This is a genomic window from Streptomyces sp. 378, from assembly GCF_030124145.1.
GTDB lineage: Bacteria > Actinomycetota > Actinomycetes > Streptomycetales > Streptomycetaceae > Streptomyces.
In genome coordinates this window covers 74,446-91,983 of sequence record NZ_JASKMS010000001.1, presented here as the reverse complement: position 1 = coordinate 91,983, position 17,538 = coordinate 74,446, and the positions used below count along the sequence as shown (strand labels likewise).

Below are 17,538 nucleotides of genomic sequence, written 5' to 3'. Positions count from 1 at the left end.
TTCACCGTCCGGGTGGTAGTGGGGTGCGGCTGGGCCGGCGGCCCTGGTGCGCGTGTCGCGCCGGTCACCGGCGGCGGTACTCGGCGGCCAGGCGCTCCAGCGTGGGAACGACCTGTGCGGGTGCGGGAGCGGCCAGCGCCTCACGCCGCAGTGCTTCGGCGTTGCGCTTGAAGACCGGTTCCTCGAGCAGGCGGACGAGCAGCTCGCGCAGTCCCTTCGCGCTGAGCTTGCCGGGCACGTACAGCCCGGCCTGGTGCTCTTCCAGGTAGCGGGCCTTGTTGATGGTGTCCCAGACGCCGTCGACGACGATGAGCTGGGGCACGGCGTGGATCATCGCCGTGCCGAAGCTGCCCGACCCGCCGTGGTGGATCACCGCGTCGCAGGTGGGCAGCAGGGCGTCGAGCGGGACGAAGTCGACGGCCCGCACGTTGTCCGGGAGGGTGTCGAAGTCCTTCAGCTGACTCTCGTTGAGCGTGGCGACGACCTCGACGTCGTCGAGACCCGCGACGGCTTCCAGCAGGTCGCCGATGGAAGCCCGGTCGGCACCCAGCACCTCGCGGTGCGCCACGCCCAGGGTGATGCACACCCGGCGGCCCCGCTTCGGCGGTTCCTGGAGCCACCGCGGCACCGTGGACTGGCCGTTGTAGGGCACGTACCGCACCGGGACGTAGTGCAGGTCCACCGGGAACCGCATGGACGCCGGCAGCGGGCAGACGGTGAAGTCGCCCGTCACCGCGGCCTCCTCGAAGGAGGCGCCGTGCCGCTCCAGGCTCCAGGTGAGCCACTCGCGCAGCGGATCGTCCCGCAGCTCCGGCGGGCGCGCCGCCAGCTGCTCCAGGAAGGTCTCGCGCATCCGGCCCGCCAGGTCGAGGCCGAAGAGCAGCCGGGCGTGCGCCGTCCCGGTGGCCATGGCGGCGATCGCGCCGGCGAAGGTCATGGTGTCCCACAGGACCAGGTCGGGTTTCCAGGAGCGGCAGTGCTCCACCAGCTCGTCGACCATCTGGTCGGAACAGCAGTTCTGGAAGACGACCGAGGTCATGGCCGTGAACACACCGAGTGTGTAGTCCCAGGTCAGCCGCTCCGGGCGGACCTCGCTCATGTCGAGACCGACCTGCGCCTGGCTCTCCAGCTGGTCGACGTCCTGGCCGATGTTCTCCTGGGTCTCCTGCATCTGCTCGTCGAGATGCAGTTCCTCCCCGACACCGACGGCGGTCAGCCCGGTACGGGTGATCTCGTCGGCGAGATCGGGATGACTGGCGATCCTGACATCATGGCCCGCTGCCTTGAGGGCCCAGGCGAGTGTCACCTGGGCGTGCATGTGCGACTTGGCGGCGAAGGTGGTGAAGAGTACCCGCATCCCAACCCCTGTTCGGCGAATGACCGTGTGCGATGGGCCTCCACCCTCGAGCCGTGACCTCGCAGGGAAGTCGAGAGTCGTTGCAGCGGCACTCGACAGGGGGGCGCTGCGCGCGTTCCGTCCCTCCCGCGCCCGCGGAGAACAGCAGGTCATGTACTACCGTGGGACCAGCCGGCGAGGCCCGGTCGATGCGCGGAGCACCGGTTGCAGGCCGGGCCGTGAGGGAGATTCAGCAGGGAGACGATGTCCGCCACGCGATTGCTCGTTCTGGGAGTCGTGCGGATGCACGGCCGGGCACACGGCTATCTGGTCCGCTCCGAGCTGCTGTCCTGGGGTGCCGACGAATGGGCGCACATCAAGTTCGGCTCGATCTATCACGCGCTCAGGCAGCTGGCCAAGGACGGGCTGCTGAAGTCGACCGACATCCCCGACTGGCCGGGCCGGGTCGACTACGAGATCGCGCCCCCCGGTGAGGAGGAGTTCTTCCGGCTGCTCCGCGACGCGCTGCGCCAGGGAAACAACCGGCCGGACATGCTGGGGGCGGCGTTGGTCCTGCTGCCCGCGCTCAGCCGCGAGGAGGCGATCCGCCTGCTGCGCGAGCGCATCGCGTCGCTCTCGGCCGAGCAGGGGGAGCTGATCGCCAAGGTCGACGAGACGGCGGGGGAGCGGCCGCAGCGGGCCCACATCCGTGAGCTCCTCGGCCTCTGGGAACACGGCGCCGCGAGCCAGGCCGCCTGGACCGAGGCCCTGATCGAGCGTCTGGAGGCGGGCGCCTACGTCATGGCCGGGGAGGAGAAGGGCGCCTGACATGGCACCCTTCCGGCCGTTGACGGCACTTTGGTGGATGTCGGCACGCGTCCCGTGATACTCAAGTTTGCATACCCATCACGCCCGTCCCGAGAGGACGTCCGCTGTGCCGATCATGCTGACCTCGGAGGACGTGGACGACGCCTTCGACGACGAGGCCTTCATGGAGGAGCGGTTCTCCGACGTCCAGCGACTGCTCCTCGGCCGCGGGCCGGCGCTCGGCCCCGAGACCCTGGTCCTGCTCCCCGCCACACGCTGCCGGATGACCGTGGGACCGCACGCGCCCGGCCCCTTCGGCCGCTGCTTCGCCGTCCGTCTCGACCCCGGCGCCGACGCGTCCGCCCCGCGCGTGGAACTGCTGCTCGCCGATGACGGGTCCCTCCTCGGCCTGGTCGACGCGGGTGCCCTGGACGGATGGCGCAGCGCCATCCCGTCCGGGCTCGCCGCGCGGTACCTGGCCCCGCCGGTGCCCTCCCTGCTCGCCCTCCTGGGCACCGGCGAACCGGCCTGGTCCTGCCTCCTCGTCCTGCATCGCGCGCTGCCGTCGCTCTCGGAGGTGCACGTCGTCGACCGGGAGCCGCGCCGGGCCCGGGACTTCGCCGATGCGGCCGCCCTGCGCACCGGCCTGCGGGTGCGCGTCTGCGACGACGCCCGCACCACCGCGGGTGGCGCCGACGTCGTCGCCGTCACCGGCGGCCATCCATCCGTCCGGGCCGAATGGCTCGCGGCCGGGGCCCTCCTGATCGACCAGACCGCCACGGCCACGCCCGCCACCTCCAAACCCCACGTCCGGCACATCAGCCTCGCTCCCCCCTGGGGCCGCTCCGCGGGTCCCCGGCACGAGTCCCTGCTGCTCGCCGAGATCGTCGCGGGCCGGGCCCTGCCCCGGCGGTACGGCTCCGACATCGTCCACTACCGGGGCGGTGAGCTGGCCGGCTGGGGCGCCATCGCCGCCGCCGCCGGACTCGGCCACGCCTGGCAGCGCGACGTCGGCATCCCCGTGCGACTGGGGCGCGTCGGCCCCTGACCCGGGGAGCGGTATCCACCGGGGAGCGGTATCCAGCCGTCTTCTAGGCCGTCGCGAGGCACGCCACCGAGGGTTTCAGTCTGACCTCGGCGTACGCGTCGCCGGACGCCCGGACGATGAGGAGCACCGATCCCATGTCAGCTGAGCAGCCCGGCCCCGCCTCCGGCGGCCCGGCCACCTTCGTCAACAGCTTCACCCTCCGCACCACCCCGGAGGAGTTCGAGGACGTCTTCGCCCGCACGGCACGCTTCATGGAGCGCCAGCCAGGTTTCCTCGGCTACAGCCTCGTACGCCATCTGGAACAGCCGCAGGCCTACGTCAACATCGCCCGCTGGGCCGACGTCGGCTCCTTCCGCGCCGCCGTGGGCCAGGCCGACTTCCGGCCGCACGCCGAGGCGCTGCGGGCGATCAGCAGCAGCAGCTCGAATCTGTACCTCGAGCGCCACAGCGCCACCGGGGAGGCACGATGACCCGGCGGGTCGCGATCACCGGCATCGGAGTGGTGGCCCCCGGCGGCATCGGCACCAAGCAGTTCTGGGAGACCATCACCGGCGGCCGTACCGCGACCCGGACCATCAGCCTCTTCGACCCGGCGCCCTTCCGCTCCCGGATCGCGGCCGAGTGCGACTTCGACGCCGCGGAGCACGGTCTGAGCCCCGAGGACGTCGGACGGCTCGACCGGGCGGCACAGTTCGCCCTGGTCGCGCTGCGCGAGGCCGTCGCCGACAGCGGTCTCGAACCCGATCCCGACACCGCCCACCGCACCGGTGTCAGTCTCGGCAGCGCGGTCGGCTGTACCCAGAAGCTCGAAGAGGAGTACGTGGCCCTGAGCGACGGCGGACGGGAGTGGCTGGTCGACCACACCGCCGCCGGCGTGCACCTGTACGACCATTTCGTCCCGAGCTCCATGGCCGCCGAACTCGCCTGGGAGGCCGGCGCCGAAGGCCCCTGCACCGTCGTCTCGGCCGGCTGCACCTCCGGCCTCGACTCGGTCGGGCACGCGGCGGCCCTCATCCGCGAGGGCACCGCCGACGTGATGATCGCCGGAGCCACCGACGCCCCCATTTCCCCGATCACCGTGGCCTGCTTCGACGCCATCCGGGCCACCTCGCCGCGCAACGACGACCCGGCGACCGCGCTGCGTCCCTTCGACCGCACCCGCAACGGCTTCGTCCTCGGCGAGGGTGCCGCCGTCCTGGTCCTCGAGGAGCTCGGAGCAGCCCGGCGCCGGGGGGCCCATGTGTACGCCGAGATCGCCGGCTACGCCTCCCGGGGCAACGCGTACCACATGACCGGACTGCGCACCGACGGGCGCGAGCTGGCCGCCGCCGTCGACGCCGCCCTCGACGAGGCCCGGCTCGGGCCCGACGCGCTCGGCTACGTCAACGCCCACGGCACCGCCACCAAGCAGAACGACGTGCACGAGACCGCGGCCATCAAACGCAGTCTCGGAGCCGATGCCCACCGGGTCCCGGTCAGCTCCATCAAGTCGATGATCGGGCACTCGCTGGGCGCCATCGGCTCCATCGAGATCGCCGCCACCGCGCTGGCCCTCGAACACGGCGTCATCCCGCCCACCGCCAACCTGACCGACCCCGACCCCGAGCTCGACCTGGACTACGTTCCCCTGCACGCCAGGGAGCAGCACATGTCGGCCGCGCTCACCCTGGGCAGCGGTTTCGGCGGCTTCCAGAGCGCCATGGTGCTGCGCCGGCCCGAGGGGTGGGCCGCATGACCCCCGTCGTGGTCACGGGCATCGGTGTCGTCGCCCCCACCGGTATCGGACTGGACGCCTACTGGGCGGCGACGCTGCGCGGCGAGGACGGCATCCGACGCCTCCAGGCGTTCGACCCCAGCCGTTATCCGACGCGCCGGGCGGGTGAGGTGACCGGGTTCGAGGCGGGTGACCACCTGCCCGGCCGGCTGATCCCGCAGACCGACCGCATGACCCAGTTCGCCCTGGCCGCGGCCGACTGGGCCGTCGCCGACGCCGGCATCGACCTCGACTCCGTGCCGTCACTGGATCGCGGGGTCATCACGGCCGGCGCCTCCGGAGGCTTCGGCTTCGGCCAGCGCGAGCTCCAGCACCTGTGGGGCGAGTCCCCCAAGAAGGTCAGCGCCTACATGTCGTTCGCCTGGTTCTACGCCGTCAACACCGGCCAGATCTCCATCCGGCACGGCATGAACGGGCCGACCGGCGTCTTCGTCGGTGAGCAGGCCGGCGGTCTGGACGCCCTCGCCCACGCCCGACGCCAGATCCGGGCCGGTGCGCAGCTGATGATCTCCGGCGGTATGGACTGCTCGCTGTGCCCGTACGGCATGGCCGCCCAGCTGGCCGGTGGACGGCTCACCGCCGACACCTACCGGCCCTTCGACGACCGGGCCTCCGGTCATCTGCCCGGCGAGGGCGGCGCTCTCCTGACCCTGGAGAGCGGCGATCGGGCCCGTGAGCGGGGACGCGGTCACTACGGCGAGATCGCCGGGTTCGGCGCCACCTTCGACCCCCGCCCCGGATCCGGGCGGCCCCCGGCTCTGCGCCGGGCCGTCGAGCAGGCGCTCGCCGACGCCGGAACGGGGCCGGAGGAGATCGCCGTCGTCTTCGCCGACGGTGCGGGCGTGCCCGAACTCGACGCGGCCGAGGCCACCGCGCTGACCGAGGTCTTCGGCGCGGGAGGAGTCCCGGTCACCGTGCCCAAGACGGCCACCGGCCGGCTCTACTCCGGTGCCGGTCCGCTCGACGTGGTCACCGCCCTGATGACCCTGCGCGAACAGCTCGCCCCGCCGACGGTCAACGTCACGCGGGTTCCCGACACCTACGGTCTCGACCTCGTCGTCGGCAGGCCCCGGCCCGTCTCCGGCACCGCGGCACTGGTCCTGGCCCGCGGCCACCACGGCTTCAACAGCGCCATGGTCGTACGGGCCCCCGCGCCCGCCGACGCGGTCGCTGCCCGGTCCGGGGGGAGGGCGGCGGCGTGAACGGCGGCGAGCTGTACATCAGAGCGACCGGGACGTGGCTGCCTCCCGTCGAGCAGGTCGCGGACGCGGTCGCGGACGGCCGCTGCGACGTGGTCGTCGCCCGCTCCACCCGGATGGAGTCGGTGACCGTCTCCGCGGACGACCCGGCCCCCGAGATGGCGGCCCGGGCCGCCCGGACCGCACTGGAGCGGGCCGCCACCGAACCGGGCGACATCGACCTGGTGCTGCACGCCAGCTTCTACTACCAGGGCTTCGACCTGTGGGCTCCCGCCTCGTACGTCCAGCGCACCGCCGTCGGCAACCAGTGCCCCGCGATGGAGATCCGGCAGGTCTCCAACGGCGGCATGGCGGCACTCGACCTGGCCTGGGCCTACCTGGCCGCCGACCCGGCCAGGGTGGCGGCCCTGCTGACCACCGGGGACCGGTTCTGCCTGCCCGGGTTCGACCGATGGCGCAGTGACCCGGGAACCGTCTACGGCGACGGCGGCACCGCCCTCGTGGTCTCACGGCACTCCGGTTTCGCCCGGGTCCGCAGCATCGCGACCGTCTCCGCGCCCGACCTGGAGGGCATGCACCGCGGCGACGACCCGTTCGGGCCCGCCCCGTTCAGCCACCGCGAGGTCGTCGATCTCGAGGCGCACAAGCGGGACTTCCTGGCCCGCCACGGCGTGACCCCGACCGTCGCCCGGGTCGCCGCCGCGCAGGAGGCCGTCGTCAAGCAGGCGCTCGCCGACGCGGGGCTCGGCCTCGCGGACATCGACCGGTTCGTCCTGCCGCACCTGGGCCACCGCAGGCTCCACGTCGCCTACTTCGCCAAGTTCGGGATCGACCCCGCACGCAGCACCTGGTCCTGGAGCCGGACGATCGGGCACCTGGGCGCCGGAGACCCCTTCGCCGGACTCGACCACCTGGTCACCAGCGGGTCGCTCGGACCAGGTGACACGTGCCTGCTCTTCGGCGTCGGCGCCGGCTTCAGCTGGTCCTGCGCCGTGGTCGAGATCCTGAAAGCACCTTCCTGGAGGAACCGATGAACGGCGTGCGTCCGACCGCGGACGGGAAGGACGAGGCCGCGGCCCGCCCGGTCGCCCTGCTGCTGCCCGGCCAGGGATCCCAGCACCTGCGCATGGCCGCGGGACTCGTAGCCGCCGAGCCCGTCTTCGCCGGGGCGATGGACGAGGCGCTGACCGCGCTGACGGACCTCGGCGGGCCGGGCGAGGCCGGCACCGGCCTGCGCGAGGACTGGCTGGGGACCGACGACCCCGCGGTGATGGACCACGTCACCCGGTCCCAGCCGCTGCTGTTCGCGGTGGACTACGCCCTCGGGCGGCTCGTGCTCAGCTGGGGCGTGAGGCCCGTCGCTCTGCTCGGCCACAGCATCGGCGAGGTGGCGGCCGCGGTCCTCTCCGGCGTCTTCACGCTGCGGGACGCCGCGGCCATGGTGCACGACCGCGTCTCGCGGCTGGCGGACGCGCCGCCCGGCGGGATGGTCGCCGTCGCCGCCGGCCCGGAGGAGGTGGAGCCCTTCCTCACGGACGGCGTGGTCGTCGGTGCCGTCAACGCGGCACGCCAGACGGTCCTCGCCGGACTCGACGACCCGCTGGGCACCGTCACGGCGGCACTGGCCGGAGCCGGGTTCGTGCTCCAGCGCGTACCGGCGGCCACGGCGTTCCACAGTCCGGCCCTGGCCCCGGCCATGAGCGGCGCCGAAGAGCGGATCGCCACCCTCCCCGTCGGTGAGCCCCGCATCCCGGTCATGTCCGGGTACACAGCACGGTTCCTGACGCCCGCCGAGGCGAAGGACCCGGCCTTCTGGTCCCGTCAGCCGGTCGCGCCGGTGCTCTTCTGGCCCGCCCTTGACGCGCTCCTCGCGCAGGGTGACCTGGTGCTCGTCGAGGCCGGTCCGGGACAGGGGCTGTCCCAGCTGGCCCGCCGCCACCCGGCCGTGCGGTCCGGCGGCTCGGCCATCGTCCCGCTGCTGCCCGCCCGGCCGGGAACGGCCGAGGACGACGTGGCCGCCGTGCGCGCCGCCGCCGAGGCATTGCGGCAGCTCGCTCCACTACCGGCCGCACGGGCGGTGTAGCGCGTGTCGAGTGCCTTTGTAGGCACGCGGCCTAGCGTCGCCCCTGGCGCTCCGCCCCTTCTTCCGTCCGTCGGATCCGCGGACCTCTCGTCCGAACCGGCGGACCTCTCCTCACCTGTCAGGATTCTTCTCTCGAGGACGGTGTCATGCTGACTGAGCAGACCAACAGCGAGTTGGGTCGGCATCTGCTGACCATCCGAGGCGTCCAGTTCATCTTCGGCGCCCAGGGCGACCCCTTCGCCATGATCCTTCGCGCCGGTGACGACGAGCCGCTCGGCCACGGGGCGCGTGCCCGTGAACTCGGCCTGCACGAGAGCAGCATCGGCGCGTGGGTCACGGCCGGCCGCGAACTCGGTGCTCGCATCCTCGGCGATGCGCGGTTCTCCCCGCGCCATGCCGAGGAGGGGCCCCAGCACCACCCGGGCGTCGACGTCTGGGAGAACCCGCTGCTGTGCCACGTCGTCCCCCTGGACGACGCCCACCTCAACCTCGACCCGGCCGCATACCGGAAGCTGGCCGAGGCGGCGGCTCCGCTGCTGTCGGCCGAGGCGCTCGAGGCCCGGCTGCCGGAGATCGAGGCGGTCTACCGCGAGACGCTGGCCGCGAGGGGCGAACGGTTCGACCTGTACCGGGACTTCGCCGTCCCCGCCGCCCTGCGTGCGGTGGCCGACGTGCTCGGCCTGCCCGTGGAAACCCGCGAGCGCCTCGCCGACCTGCACGCCGGCCTTGCCACCGCCCTGGACGCCGGGCACTGCCCGCAGCAGCTGGCGACCGCCCGGGCGCTGCTCACAGCCGTGACGGACCTGTCCGCCGAGCTGACCGGCCTGGTCGACGCCGGCCGCGCCACCGGCCTCGCCGCTCTCTCCGGCGCCTCGCCGCAGGACGCGGTCGCGATCGGGGCGCTCGCCGTGGTGGTGGGCGTCGAGGTCACCGCCACCGCCGTGTGCAACGCGGTGCAGGTCCTCCTGGACCACCCCGGGCAGTGGGAGCGGATCGGGCAGAACCCGGAACTGGCCGGGGCCGCGGTCCGGGAGGCCCTGCGCCTGGCTCCGCCGCTCAGGTTCGAGAGCCGTATCGCGCGCGAGCGGATCGAGCTCGACGGCAAGACCGTCGAAGAGGGCCGGCGCGTGGTGGTGCTTGTCGACGCGGCCAACCGCGACCCGGAGTCCTTCGCCGACCCGGACGCCTTCGTCCCCGACCGTGCCGACGGTGACCGTTCACTCACTCTCCTCGGCGGTCCCGCGGCGCCGGTCACCGAGGCGCTGGTCCGGGTCCAGACGGAAGCAGCGGTCCGCGTTCTCGCCGAGCTCCGGCCCGGCCTGCGCACGGGCGCCGAGGTGTTGCACCGCATGCGCTCGGCGGTGCTGCGCGGTGTCCTGCGCTTCCCGGTCGCATGACCGGACCGACCATCACCAGGGGAGGAGCACCTCGGTGCGTGTACTGCTGACAGCCTTCGCACAGGACGCCCATCTCAACGGCATCGTCCCGCTCGCCTGGGCACTGCGGACCGCCGGGCACGAGGTCCGGGTGGCCAGCCAGCCGGCCGCGGTCGAGAGCATCACCCGGGCCGGTCTGACGGCCGTTCCGGTGGGCGAGAACCACCGGATGGACGCCGTCATCCCCACCGTCGGTCCCGGGATGCTCATGCACCACATGGACCGCGACTACCTCGAGAACCGTCCGGAGCGGCTGAGCCTCGACTACCTGCGGGCGTCGAACGCGATACTGACGGCGACCTTCTACGCGCAGATCAACAACGACACGATGATCGACGCGCTCGTCGACTACGCCCGGTTCTGGCAGCCGGACCTGGTGCTCTGGGAACCCTTCACCTTCGCCGGGGCCGTCGCCGCCAAGGCGACGGGAGCCGCCCACGCCCGGCTGCTGGCGTTCCCCGACCTCTTCGCCCACACCTATCTGACGCTGCGCCGCCGTCAGGCGGAACTGCCCGGGGAACTTCGCGACGACCCGTTGGAGGAATGGCTGGCGTACACCCTCGACCGGCACGGCGCGACGTTCGATCCCGACGTGATCACGGGACAGTGGTCGGTCGACCAGATGCCCCCCGGTGTGCGGATGGAGCTCGGTCTGCCGACGGTGCCCACGCGCTACGTGCCGTACAACGGGCCCGGCCCGGCCGTCGTACCGGACTGGCTGCGCCGGCCGCCGGAGCGCCGCCGTGTCTGCCTCACCCTCGGGCTCACCATCCGGGACACGGAGTTCCCCAACGCCGTCGACGTCAACGACGTCTTCGCCTCGCTGGCCGACCTGGACGTCGAGGTGGTGGCGACGCTGAGCGAGAAGGAACTCGCCCATGTGTCGCGGGTGCCGGACAACACCCGGGTGGTGGACCACGTGGCTCTGCTGGCCCTGTTGCCCACCTGCTCGGCGATCGTGCACCACGGCGGTGCGGGCACCTGGGCGACCGCCGCCGCGCACGGGGTGCCGCAGGTGGCGCTCGGCTGGATGTGGGACGCGATCTACCGGGCCCAGCGGGTGGAGGAGCTGGGCGCGGGGCTGCACCTGCACTCCGAGGGTCTGACCGTCGACATCCTGCGCGACAAGCTCATGCGGGTGCTCGACGACCCCTCGTTCACGGAGGGGGCGCGGCGGTTGCGTCTGGCCATGCTGTCGGCGCCGAGTCCCAACGAAGTGGTGCCCACTCTGGAGAAGCTGACGGCACGTCACCGATCGCCGGCCGCGGCGCGCTGACGTGACGAGGACGGGAGAAGCGTGAACATCCTGGTGACCGGCGCGGCCGGCTTCATCGGCTCGCACTTCGTCAGAACACTGCTCGGCGGCGGATACCCCGGCCACGAGGGGGACCGGGTGACCGTCGTGGACAAGCTCACCTACGCGGGAACGCTGAACAACCTGCCCCCGCACCACCCGCGGCTGAACTTCGTGCACGGCGACATCTGCGACACCACACTGCTGGACAAGGTGTTCCCGGGCCACGACGCGGTGGTGCACTTCGCCGCCGAGTCGCATGTGGACCGTTCGGTGGCGGGGGCCGAGGCCTTCGTCCGCACGAACGTGCTCGGCACGCAGGCCCTGCTCGAAGCGGCGCTGCGGCACGGGACGGGCGTTTTCGTCCACATCTCCACGGACGAGACGTACGGCTCCATCGCCGAGGGGCGCTGGACGGAGGACGAGCCGCTGCTCCCCAACTCGCCGTACGCGGCGTCGAAGGCGGCGGCCGACCTGATCGCCCGGTCGTACTGGCGCACCCACGGTCTCGACGTGCGCATCACCCGGTGCGCCAACAACTACGGCCCCGGCCAGCACCCCGAGAAGCTGGTCCCGCTGTTCGTCACCCGGCTCCTCGACGGACGGCCGGTCCCGCTGTACGGGGACGGCTCGAACCTGCGGGAGTGGCTGCACGTCGACGACCACTGCCGTGCGGTGCGACTGGTGCTGGACGGGGGCCGGCCGGGGGAGGTCTACAACATCGGCGGCGGCACCCACCTGACCAACAAGGAGATGACCGGCCGCCTCCTCGCGCTGTGCGGTCGCGGCTGGGACCTCGTGCAGCGGGTCGAGGACCGCAAGGGACACGACTTCCGGTACGCCGTGGACGACACGAAGATCCGCCGCGAACTGGGGTACGAGCCGCGCTGGTCGCTGGCGGACGGGCTGCGCGAGACCGTCGAGTGGTACGCCGCCCACCGTGACCACTGGGACGCCCGGGGGGAGGACGCCGACGGGGGGTACTAAAACTTGAATATCCGGCCCGCCCTCACTATGCTCGCCGGGTACCCAAATTTGAGCACCCGAAAGAAGGGGTGGGCATGGGCGGCGCCGACCTGGCGATCCAGACCGAAGCTCTGAAGAAGAAATACGGCGACAAGGAGGCCCTCGCGGGACTCGACCTGGAGGTACCCCGAGGGGTCGTCTACGGGCTTCTCGGCCCGAACGGCGCCGGAAAGACCACCGCGGTCCGCATCCTCTCCACCCTGCTGAAGTACGACGAGGGAATGGCCCGGGTCGCCGGCTACGACGTCGCCACCCAGTCGGCCCAGGTCCGCTACAGCATCGGGCTCCTCGGTCAGCACGCCGCGGTGGACGAGGACCTGAGCGGGCGTCAGAACCTCGTGATGTTCGGGCGCTTATACCACATCGGCAAGCGCAACGCGCAGAGCCGGGCCGACGAGCTGCTGGAGCGCTTCGGCCTGGCCGACGCCGCCGGCAAGCCGGCCAAGCAGTACTCCGGCGGCATGCGGCGGCGGCTCGACCTCGCCGCCAGCCTCATCCTGGCCCCGTCCGTGCTGTTCCTCGACGAGCCCACCACCGGGCTCGACCCGCGGGGCCGCAACGACGTCTGGGAATCCGTCCGCGGCCTGATCGCCGAGGGCCGCACCGTCCTGCTGACCACCCAGTACCTCGAGGAGGCCGACCAACTGGCCGACCGGATCGCCCTGATCGACAACGGCAGGGTCGTCGAGTCCGGCACTCCCGACCAGCTCAAGAACAAGATGGGCGGCGACCGGATCGATGTCGTGCTCCGCCGGTCCCACGACATCGAGCGCGCCGCCCGCATGATCGGCGCCCTGTTGCGCTCCGAGCCCGAGACGGACGCCGACAACCGGCGCGTCAGCGCCGTCGTCGCCAACCGGGTCGCCGCCCTCACCGCCGTGACCCGCGAGCTCGACGACGCCGGCATCGAGGCCGAGGACATCGCCCTGCGCAGGCCGACACTCGACGAGGTGTTCCTGAACCTGACCGGAAACGGGGCGGCCACGTCCGCCGAGCCGAGCCTCAAGGAGGTCGCCCAGTCATGACCGCGATCATCGCGCCCGAACTGCCCAGGAACCCACTGGCCAAACTGGGCTGGGTCCTCGCGGACTCCTGGACGCTCACCCTCCGCGGACTGTCCCACTGGGCCCGCAACCCCACCCAGATCCTGGCCGGCCTCGCTTTCCCGATCCTGATGGTGCTGTTGTTCGGCGGCATCTTCGGCAGCGGCATGCAGGTCGAGGGCGGCGGGGACTACATGGAGTTCCTGATGCCCGGCATGTTCGTCATGTCGATGGCCTTCGGTATCGGCGAGACCATGGCCGGCGTCACCGCCGACGCCTCCAAGGGCGTCACCGACCGGTTCCGCTCCATGCCCATGTCCGCCGCATCGGTGGTCATCGGGCAGAGCATCGTCAACATGCTGTACAGCACCGTGGTCCTGATGATCCTCATGGGCTGCGGGGTCATCGCCGGGTGGGGCTGGAACGACGGGATCGGGCAGGCGCTGGGCGCCTTCGCGCTGCTGCTGCTGCTCCGGTTCGCCCTGCTGTGGGTCGGCATCTACCTCGGGCTGATCATCAGCACCCCGGAGGCGGCCTCCGCCGTCTACACCCTGCTCTTCCCGCTCGGCATCGTCGCCAACACCTTCGCCTCCCCGGAGATGATGCCGGGCTGGCTGGCGACGATCGCCGAGTGGAACCCGCTGTCGTCGACCGCCCACGCCACCCGTGAGTTGTTCGGCAACCCGGGTGTGGGGGGCACCTCGTGGATCGCCGAACACGCGATGCTCATGTCGTTCGTCTGGCCGCTCGCGATCTTCCTGGTGTTCTTCCCGCTGGCCGTCCGCAAGTACCGCGCCCTGAGCCGGTAGGGACGGCCCCGTGCCGGGGTGTGAGCCGGCTACATCCCCCGGGCCGGCTCACACCCCCCAGCCCGCCCGCCACCCGGCGGGCGTTTCGTCGAGCGGTGCGCGAGGTTCCCGCGAAGCGATGTCGACCACGTCCGGAGCGGCCGAACCTAGCGTGCACCGCATGACCCTCTTCGACATCGACATCGCGGAACTGAACGGCCGGGCCGATCTGTTGTCCCGGCACCGCGGCCGGACCCTGCTCATCGTCAACGTCGCCTCCCGCTGCGCCCTGGCCGACCAGTACGCCGGACTGGAGACGCTCGCCCGCCGTCACCGCGAGGACGGGCTGAGCGTCATCGGAGTGCCCTGCAACCAGTTCGGCGAGCAGGAGCCGGGCACCCCGGAGGAGATCGCCGACTTCTGCTCCGTCCAGCAGATCTCGTTCCCGCTCACCGAGAAGACCGACGTCAACGGAGCGGACCGGCACCCGCTCTACGCAGCCCTGACCTCCTTCGCCGACGCGGAGGGCCACACCGGGGACGTGCGCTGGAACTTCGAGAAGTTCCTCGTCTCGTCCGCCGGCGCATGCGTGGGGCGCTTCGGCCCCACGGTCGACCCCCAGGACCCCGAACTCCTGCGCGCCGTACGCGCGCAGTTGCACTGAGCCCGTCGAGTCTCAGCTCCTCGACGACTCACACGATGCAGAGAGGATGATTTGTGAACCAGACGCCGGTTACCGCAACCGACGAGGGCATTCAGGTCGTCGGTGCCCGAGAGAACAACCTGAAGGACGTCTCCCTCGTCATCCCCAAGAACCGGATCACAGTCTTCGTCGGCGTCTCCGGCTCCGGAAAGTCCTCCCTGGTCTTCGACACCGTCGCCGTGGAGGCCCAGCGGCAGCTCAATGCCACCTTCCCCTGGAACATCCGGCACGACCTGCCCAAGTTCGAACGCCCGCACGTGGACGCGGTCACCAGGCTGACCACCCCGGTGGTCGTCGACCAGCGGCCCCTGGGCGGCAACGCCCGTTCCACCGTCGGCACCGTCACCGACGTCTACACCGTGATGCGTGTGCTGTTCGCCAACCACGGCAACGACGGCCTCGGCCAGACCTGGCTCTACTCCTTCAACGACCCCAAGGGCATGTGCCCGGAGTGCGAGGGCCTCGGCCGCGCCCGGCGCCCCAATCCGGAACTCATGACCGACCTCGGCAAGTCGATCGCCGAGGGCGCCATCCTCCTCCCCGGTTACACCGTCGGCAGCGCGAACTGGCAGTTCTACGCCAACTACGAGCGCCTCGACGTCGACAAGAAGCTCGCCGACTACACGGACGAGGAGATGCACACCCTGCTGCACGGCAGCAGCGGCACGGTCGAGGTGACCTATCCCAACGGCAACGTGCTGGCCCTGCGCTACGAGGGCCTGGTGGACAGTTTTGTCCGCCGCCACCTCAAGCGGGACACGGGCGGCATGAGCAAGGCCGCCCGCGACAAGGCGGCCGAGTTCTTCACCGAGGGCGTCTGCCCCACGTGCGAGGGCGCCCGGCTCAACCAGAAGGCGCTCGCCACCCGTATCGACGGCCACAACATCGCCGACTGGTGCCAGATGCAGGTCAGCGACCTCATCGGGGTGGTCTCCGCGCTCCGGGAGCGGCTCGACACGCCGCTCGTCACCACCATCATCGAGACCCTGGAGCAGATCCAGGCCATCGGCCTCGGCTACCTCACCCTCGACCGGGCCACCTCCACGCTCTCGGGCGGCGAGGGCCAGCGGCTCAAGCTCGTCAACCACCTCGGCAGCGAACTGACCGGCCTGACCTACATCTTCGACGAGCCCAGCGTCGGCCTGCACCCCCGGGACGTCAGCCGGCTCAACGACCTGCTGCGCGCACTGCGCGACAAGGGCAACACGGTCCTCGTCGTGGAGCACGATCCCGACGTCATGGCGGTCGCCGACCACGTCGTGGAGATCGGGCCGCGGGCCGGCGTGCACGGCGGGACCATCGTCTTCGAGGGTGCCTACGAGGAGCTCCGCGTCACCGACACGCTGACCGGACAGGGGCTGCGGCGCACCGGCGGGATCAAGGAGACACCCCGTCCGTGGGGCCGGACCCTCCCGATCCGGAACGCGACGGTGAACAACCTGAAGGACGTCTCCACCGAGATTCCGACCGGGGTCCTCACGGCCGTCACCGGCGTGGCCGGCGCGGGCAAGAGCTCCCTGATCGCCCAGGCCTTCCGCGCCCAGTACCCGGGGTCCGTCTTCGTCGACCAGTCGCCCATCCCGCGGTCCTCGCGGTCCACCCCGGCGAGCTACCTCAAGCTCATGGACCCGATCCGCAAGCTCTTCGCCAAGGCCAGCGGCGAGGACGCCAGCCTCTTCAGCTTCAACTCCAAGGGCGCGTGCGAGGAGTGCGAGGGCCGCGGCCTGCTCATCACCGAGGTCGCCTACATGGACCCGGTCACCACGCACTGCGAGGTCTGCGAGGGCCGCCGTTTCAAGGAGTCGGTGCTGCAGCACCGGGTGCGCGGCAAGAACATCGCGGACGTCCTGGCGATGTCCGCCGAGGAGGCGGGGGACTTCTTCCTCTCGGGGCCGCTGCGCGCCAAGGCCAACGCCCTGATCGAGACCGGCATCGGCTACCTCGGACTCGGCCAGTCGCTGGCCACCCTGTCCGGCGGTGAACGGCAGCGGCTCAAGCTCGCGGACCGGCTCTCCGGCTCGGGGACGGTCTACATCCTCGACGAGCCGACCACCGGCCTCCACCTGTCCGACATCGACAACCTCGTCGGCCTGCTGAACCGGATCGTCGACCGGGGCAACACCGTCATCGTCATCGAGCACGACCTGGCCGTGATCTCCCAGGCCGACTGGGTCATCGACCTCGGGCCCGAGGGCGGCAACACCGGCGGCGAGATCGTCTTCACGGGGACCCCGGCCGAACTGGCACGGGCGGTCCACTCGCACACCGGTCAGCACCTGAGTCTGTACCTCGACCGGTAGAGGAGTCCCGCCCGGGTCGTCGCCACAGACCCGTCGCGCAGACACCGCGGGCCCTTGCGGACAGAAGCTGACCGCAAGGGTCCGTAGCGTGGTCGGTGTCAGACAGCAGGGCCCCCGACGCGGGGTCCGAGTGGGCGAAAGGCGGCGGTCATGGTCAAGCACGTTCCCGCGGAGGCACACGGCGACGAGCGCGGAGCACTGCTCTCCTTCCTCGCCGAGCAGCGCGGCGGCATCCGCCGGTCCCTGCTCGGGCTGACGGACGAGCAGGCCGTGAGCACTCCGAGCGCCAGTGAGCTGTCGCTCGCCGGGCTGCTCAAGCACGTCGCCGAGGTCGAGCAGGGCTGGATCGCACGCGCCAAGGGCGAGCCGCCGGCCGTCCACCGGGACGAGTCGAACTGGCACGAGTGCTTCCGGCTGGTCGGCGACGAGACGGTGGACTCGTGCCTGGCGTACTACGAGAAGGTGGCCGCCGACACGGAGGCGTTCATCCGCTCGGTGCCCAGCCTCGACGACACCTTCCTGTTGCCGAAGACGCCCTGGAACCCGAAGGACGAGCAGCTCTCGATGCGCTGGCTGTGTCTGCACCTGATCCGCGAGACGGCCCGGCACGCGGGCCACGCCGACATCGTCCGCGAGTCCCTGGACGGTGCGACCGCCTTCGAACTGGTGGCGAAAGAACAGGGTGGCAGCTGGGGCTGACC

General features: G+C 71.5%; 16 protein-coding genes. 15 read left to right on the top strand and 1 reads right to left on the bottom strand.

What is annotated here, in order from left to right:
- Positions 1-64 precede the first annotated feature (64 nt).
- A complete protein-coding gene (locus QNO09_RS00425; RefSeq protein ID WP_283967970.1) occupies positions 65-1,357 on the bottom strand; it encodes an activator-dependent family glycosyltransferase in 1,293 nt (430 codons plus the stop codon).
- 243 nt (positions 1,358-1,600) lie between these two features.
- On the opposite strand from QNO09_RS00425, the gene QNO09_RS00420 reads away from it, so the two are divergent.
- The 15 genes from QNO09_RS00420 to QNO09_RS00350 all read left to right on the top strand — a co-directional run bounded on the left by QNO09_RS00420 (position 1,601) and on the right by QNO09_RS00350 (position 17,536).
- Entirely contained in the window at positions 1,601-2,164 is a 564-nt protein-coding gene (locus QNO09_RS00420) for a PadR family transcriptional regulator (protein ID WP_283967969.1), read from the top strand.
- Between the two features lie 115 nt (positions 2,165-2,279).
- Positions 2,280-3,191 (top strand): hypothetical protein, encoded by a 912-nt coding sequence (locus QNO09_RS00415; RefSeq protein ID WP_283968390.1) that lies wholly within the window; start codon positions 2,280-2,282, stop codon positions 3,189-3,191.
- Positions 3,192-3,325: 134 nt separating this feature from the next.
- Entirely contained in the window at positions 3,326-3,661 is a 336-nt protein-coding gene (locus QNO09_RS00410; protein WP_030545954.1) for an antibiotic biosynthesis monooxygenase family protein, read from the top strand.
- Positions 3,658-4,926, top strand: a complete 1,269-nt coding sequence (locus QNO09_RS00405; RefSeq protein ID WP_283967968.1) for a beta-ketoacyl-[acyl-carrier-protein] synthase family protein — start codon at positions 3,658-3,660, stop codon at positions 4,924-4,926. Before QNO09_RS00410 ends, QNO09_RS00405 begins: the two co-directional genes overlap by 4 nt.
- Positions 4,923-6,167: a ketosynthase chain-length factor gene (locus QNO09_RS00400; RefSeq protein ID WP_283967967.1), complete on the top strand. Its 1,245-nt coding sequence runs from the start codon at positions 4,923-4,925 to the stop codon at positions 6,165-6,167. The genes QNO09_RS00405 and QNO09_RS00400 overlap by 4 nt, the downstream gene beginning before the upstream one ends.
- The gene (locus QNO09_RS00395) at positions 6,164-7,198 is read left to right on the top strand and encodes a ketoacyl-ACP synthase III family protein (RefSeq protein WP_283967966.1); all 1,035 of its coding nucleotides are present in this window, start codon (positions 6,164-6,166) and stop codon (positions 7,196-7,198) included. The genes QNO09_RS00400 and QNO09_RS00395 overlap by 4 nt, the downstream gene beginning before the upstream one ends.
- The gene (locus QNO09_RS00390) at positions 7,195-8,247 is read left to right on the top strand and encodes an acyltransferase domain-containing protein (protein ID WP_283967965.1); all 1,053 of its coding nucleotides are present in this window, start codon (positions 7,195-7,197) and stop codon (positions 8,245-8,247) included. The genes QNO09_RS00395 and QNO09_RS00390 overlap by 4 nt, the downstream gene beginning before the upstream one ends.
- Before the next feature lie 146 nt (positions 8,248-8,393).
- Positions 8,394-9,644, top strand: a complete 1,251-nt coding sequence (locus tag QNO09_RS00385; RefSeq protein WP_283967964.1) for a cytochrome P450 family protein — start codon at positions 8,394-8,396, stop codon at positions 9,642-9,644.
- A gap of 34 nt (positions 9,645-9,678) precedes the next feature.
- Positions 9,679-10,959: an activator-dependent family glycosyltransferase gene (locus tag QNO09_RS00380; protein WP_283967963.1), complete on the top strand. Its 1,281-nt coding sequence runs from the start codon at positions 9,679-9,681 to the stop codon at positions 10,957-10,959.
- 21 nt (positions 10,960-10,980) lie between these two features.
- On the top strand, positions 10,981-11,964 hold the full coding sequence (gene rfbB, locus QNO09_RS00375; RefSeq protein ID WP_283967962.1) for a dTDP-glucose 4,6-dehydratase: 984 nt from the start codon (positions 10,981-10,983) through the stop codon (positions 11,962-11,964).
- A gap of 74 nt (positions 11,965-12,038) precedes the next feature.
- Positions 12,039-13,028: an ATP-binding cassette domain-containing protein gene (locus QNO09_RS00370; RefSeq protein ID WP_283967961.1), complete on the top strand. Its 990-nt coding sequence runs from the start codon at positions 12,039-12,041 to the stop codon at positions 13,026-13,028.
- Positions 13,025-13,855 carry an ABC transporter permease gene (locus tag QNO09_RS00365; protein ID WP_283967960.1) on the top strand — a complete coding sequence of 277 codons (831 nt, stop codon included), beginning with the start codon at positions 13,025-13,027 and terminating at the stop codon, positions 13,853-13,855. Before QNO09_RS00370 ends, QNO09_RS00365 begins: the two co-directional genes overlap by 4 nt.
- A gap of 160 nt (positions 13,856-14,015) precedes the next feature.
- Complete coding sequence (locus QNO09_RS00360) at positions 14,016-14,498, top strand: glutathione peroxidase (protein ID WP_283967959.1); 483 nt, start codon at positions 14,016-14,018, stop codon at positions 14,496-14,498.
- Between the two features lie 53 nt (positions 14,499-14,551).
- Positions 14,552-16,837: an ATP-binding cassette domain-containing protein gene (locus QNO09_RS00355; RefSeq protein WP_283967958.1), complete on the top strand. Its 2,286-nt coding sequence runs from the start codon at positions 14,552-14,554 to the stop codon at positions 16,835-16,837.
- A 150-nt stretch (positions 16,838-16,987) separates the two neighbouring features.
- On the top strand, positions 16,988-17,536 hold the full coding sequence (locus tag QNO09_RS00350; RefSeq protein ID WP_283967957.1) for a DinB family protein: 549 nt from the start codon (positions 16,988-16,990) through the stop codon (positions 17,534-17,536).
- Positions 17,537-17,538 lie beyond the last annotated feature (2 nt).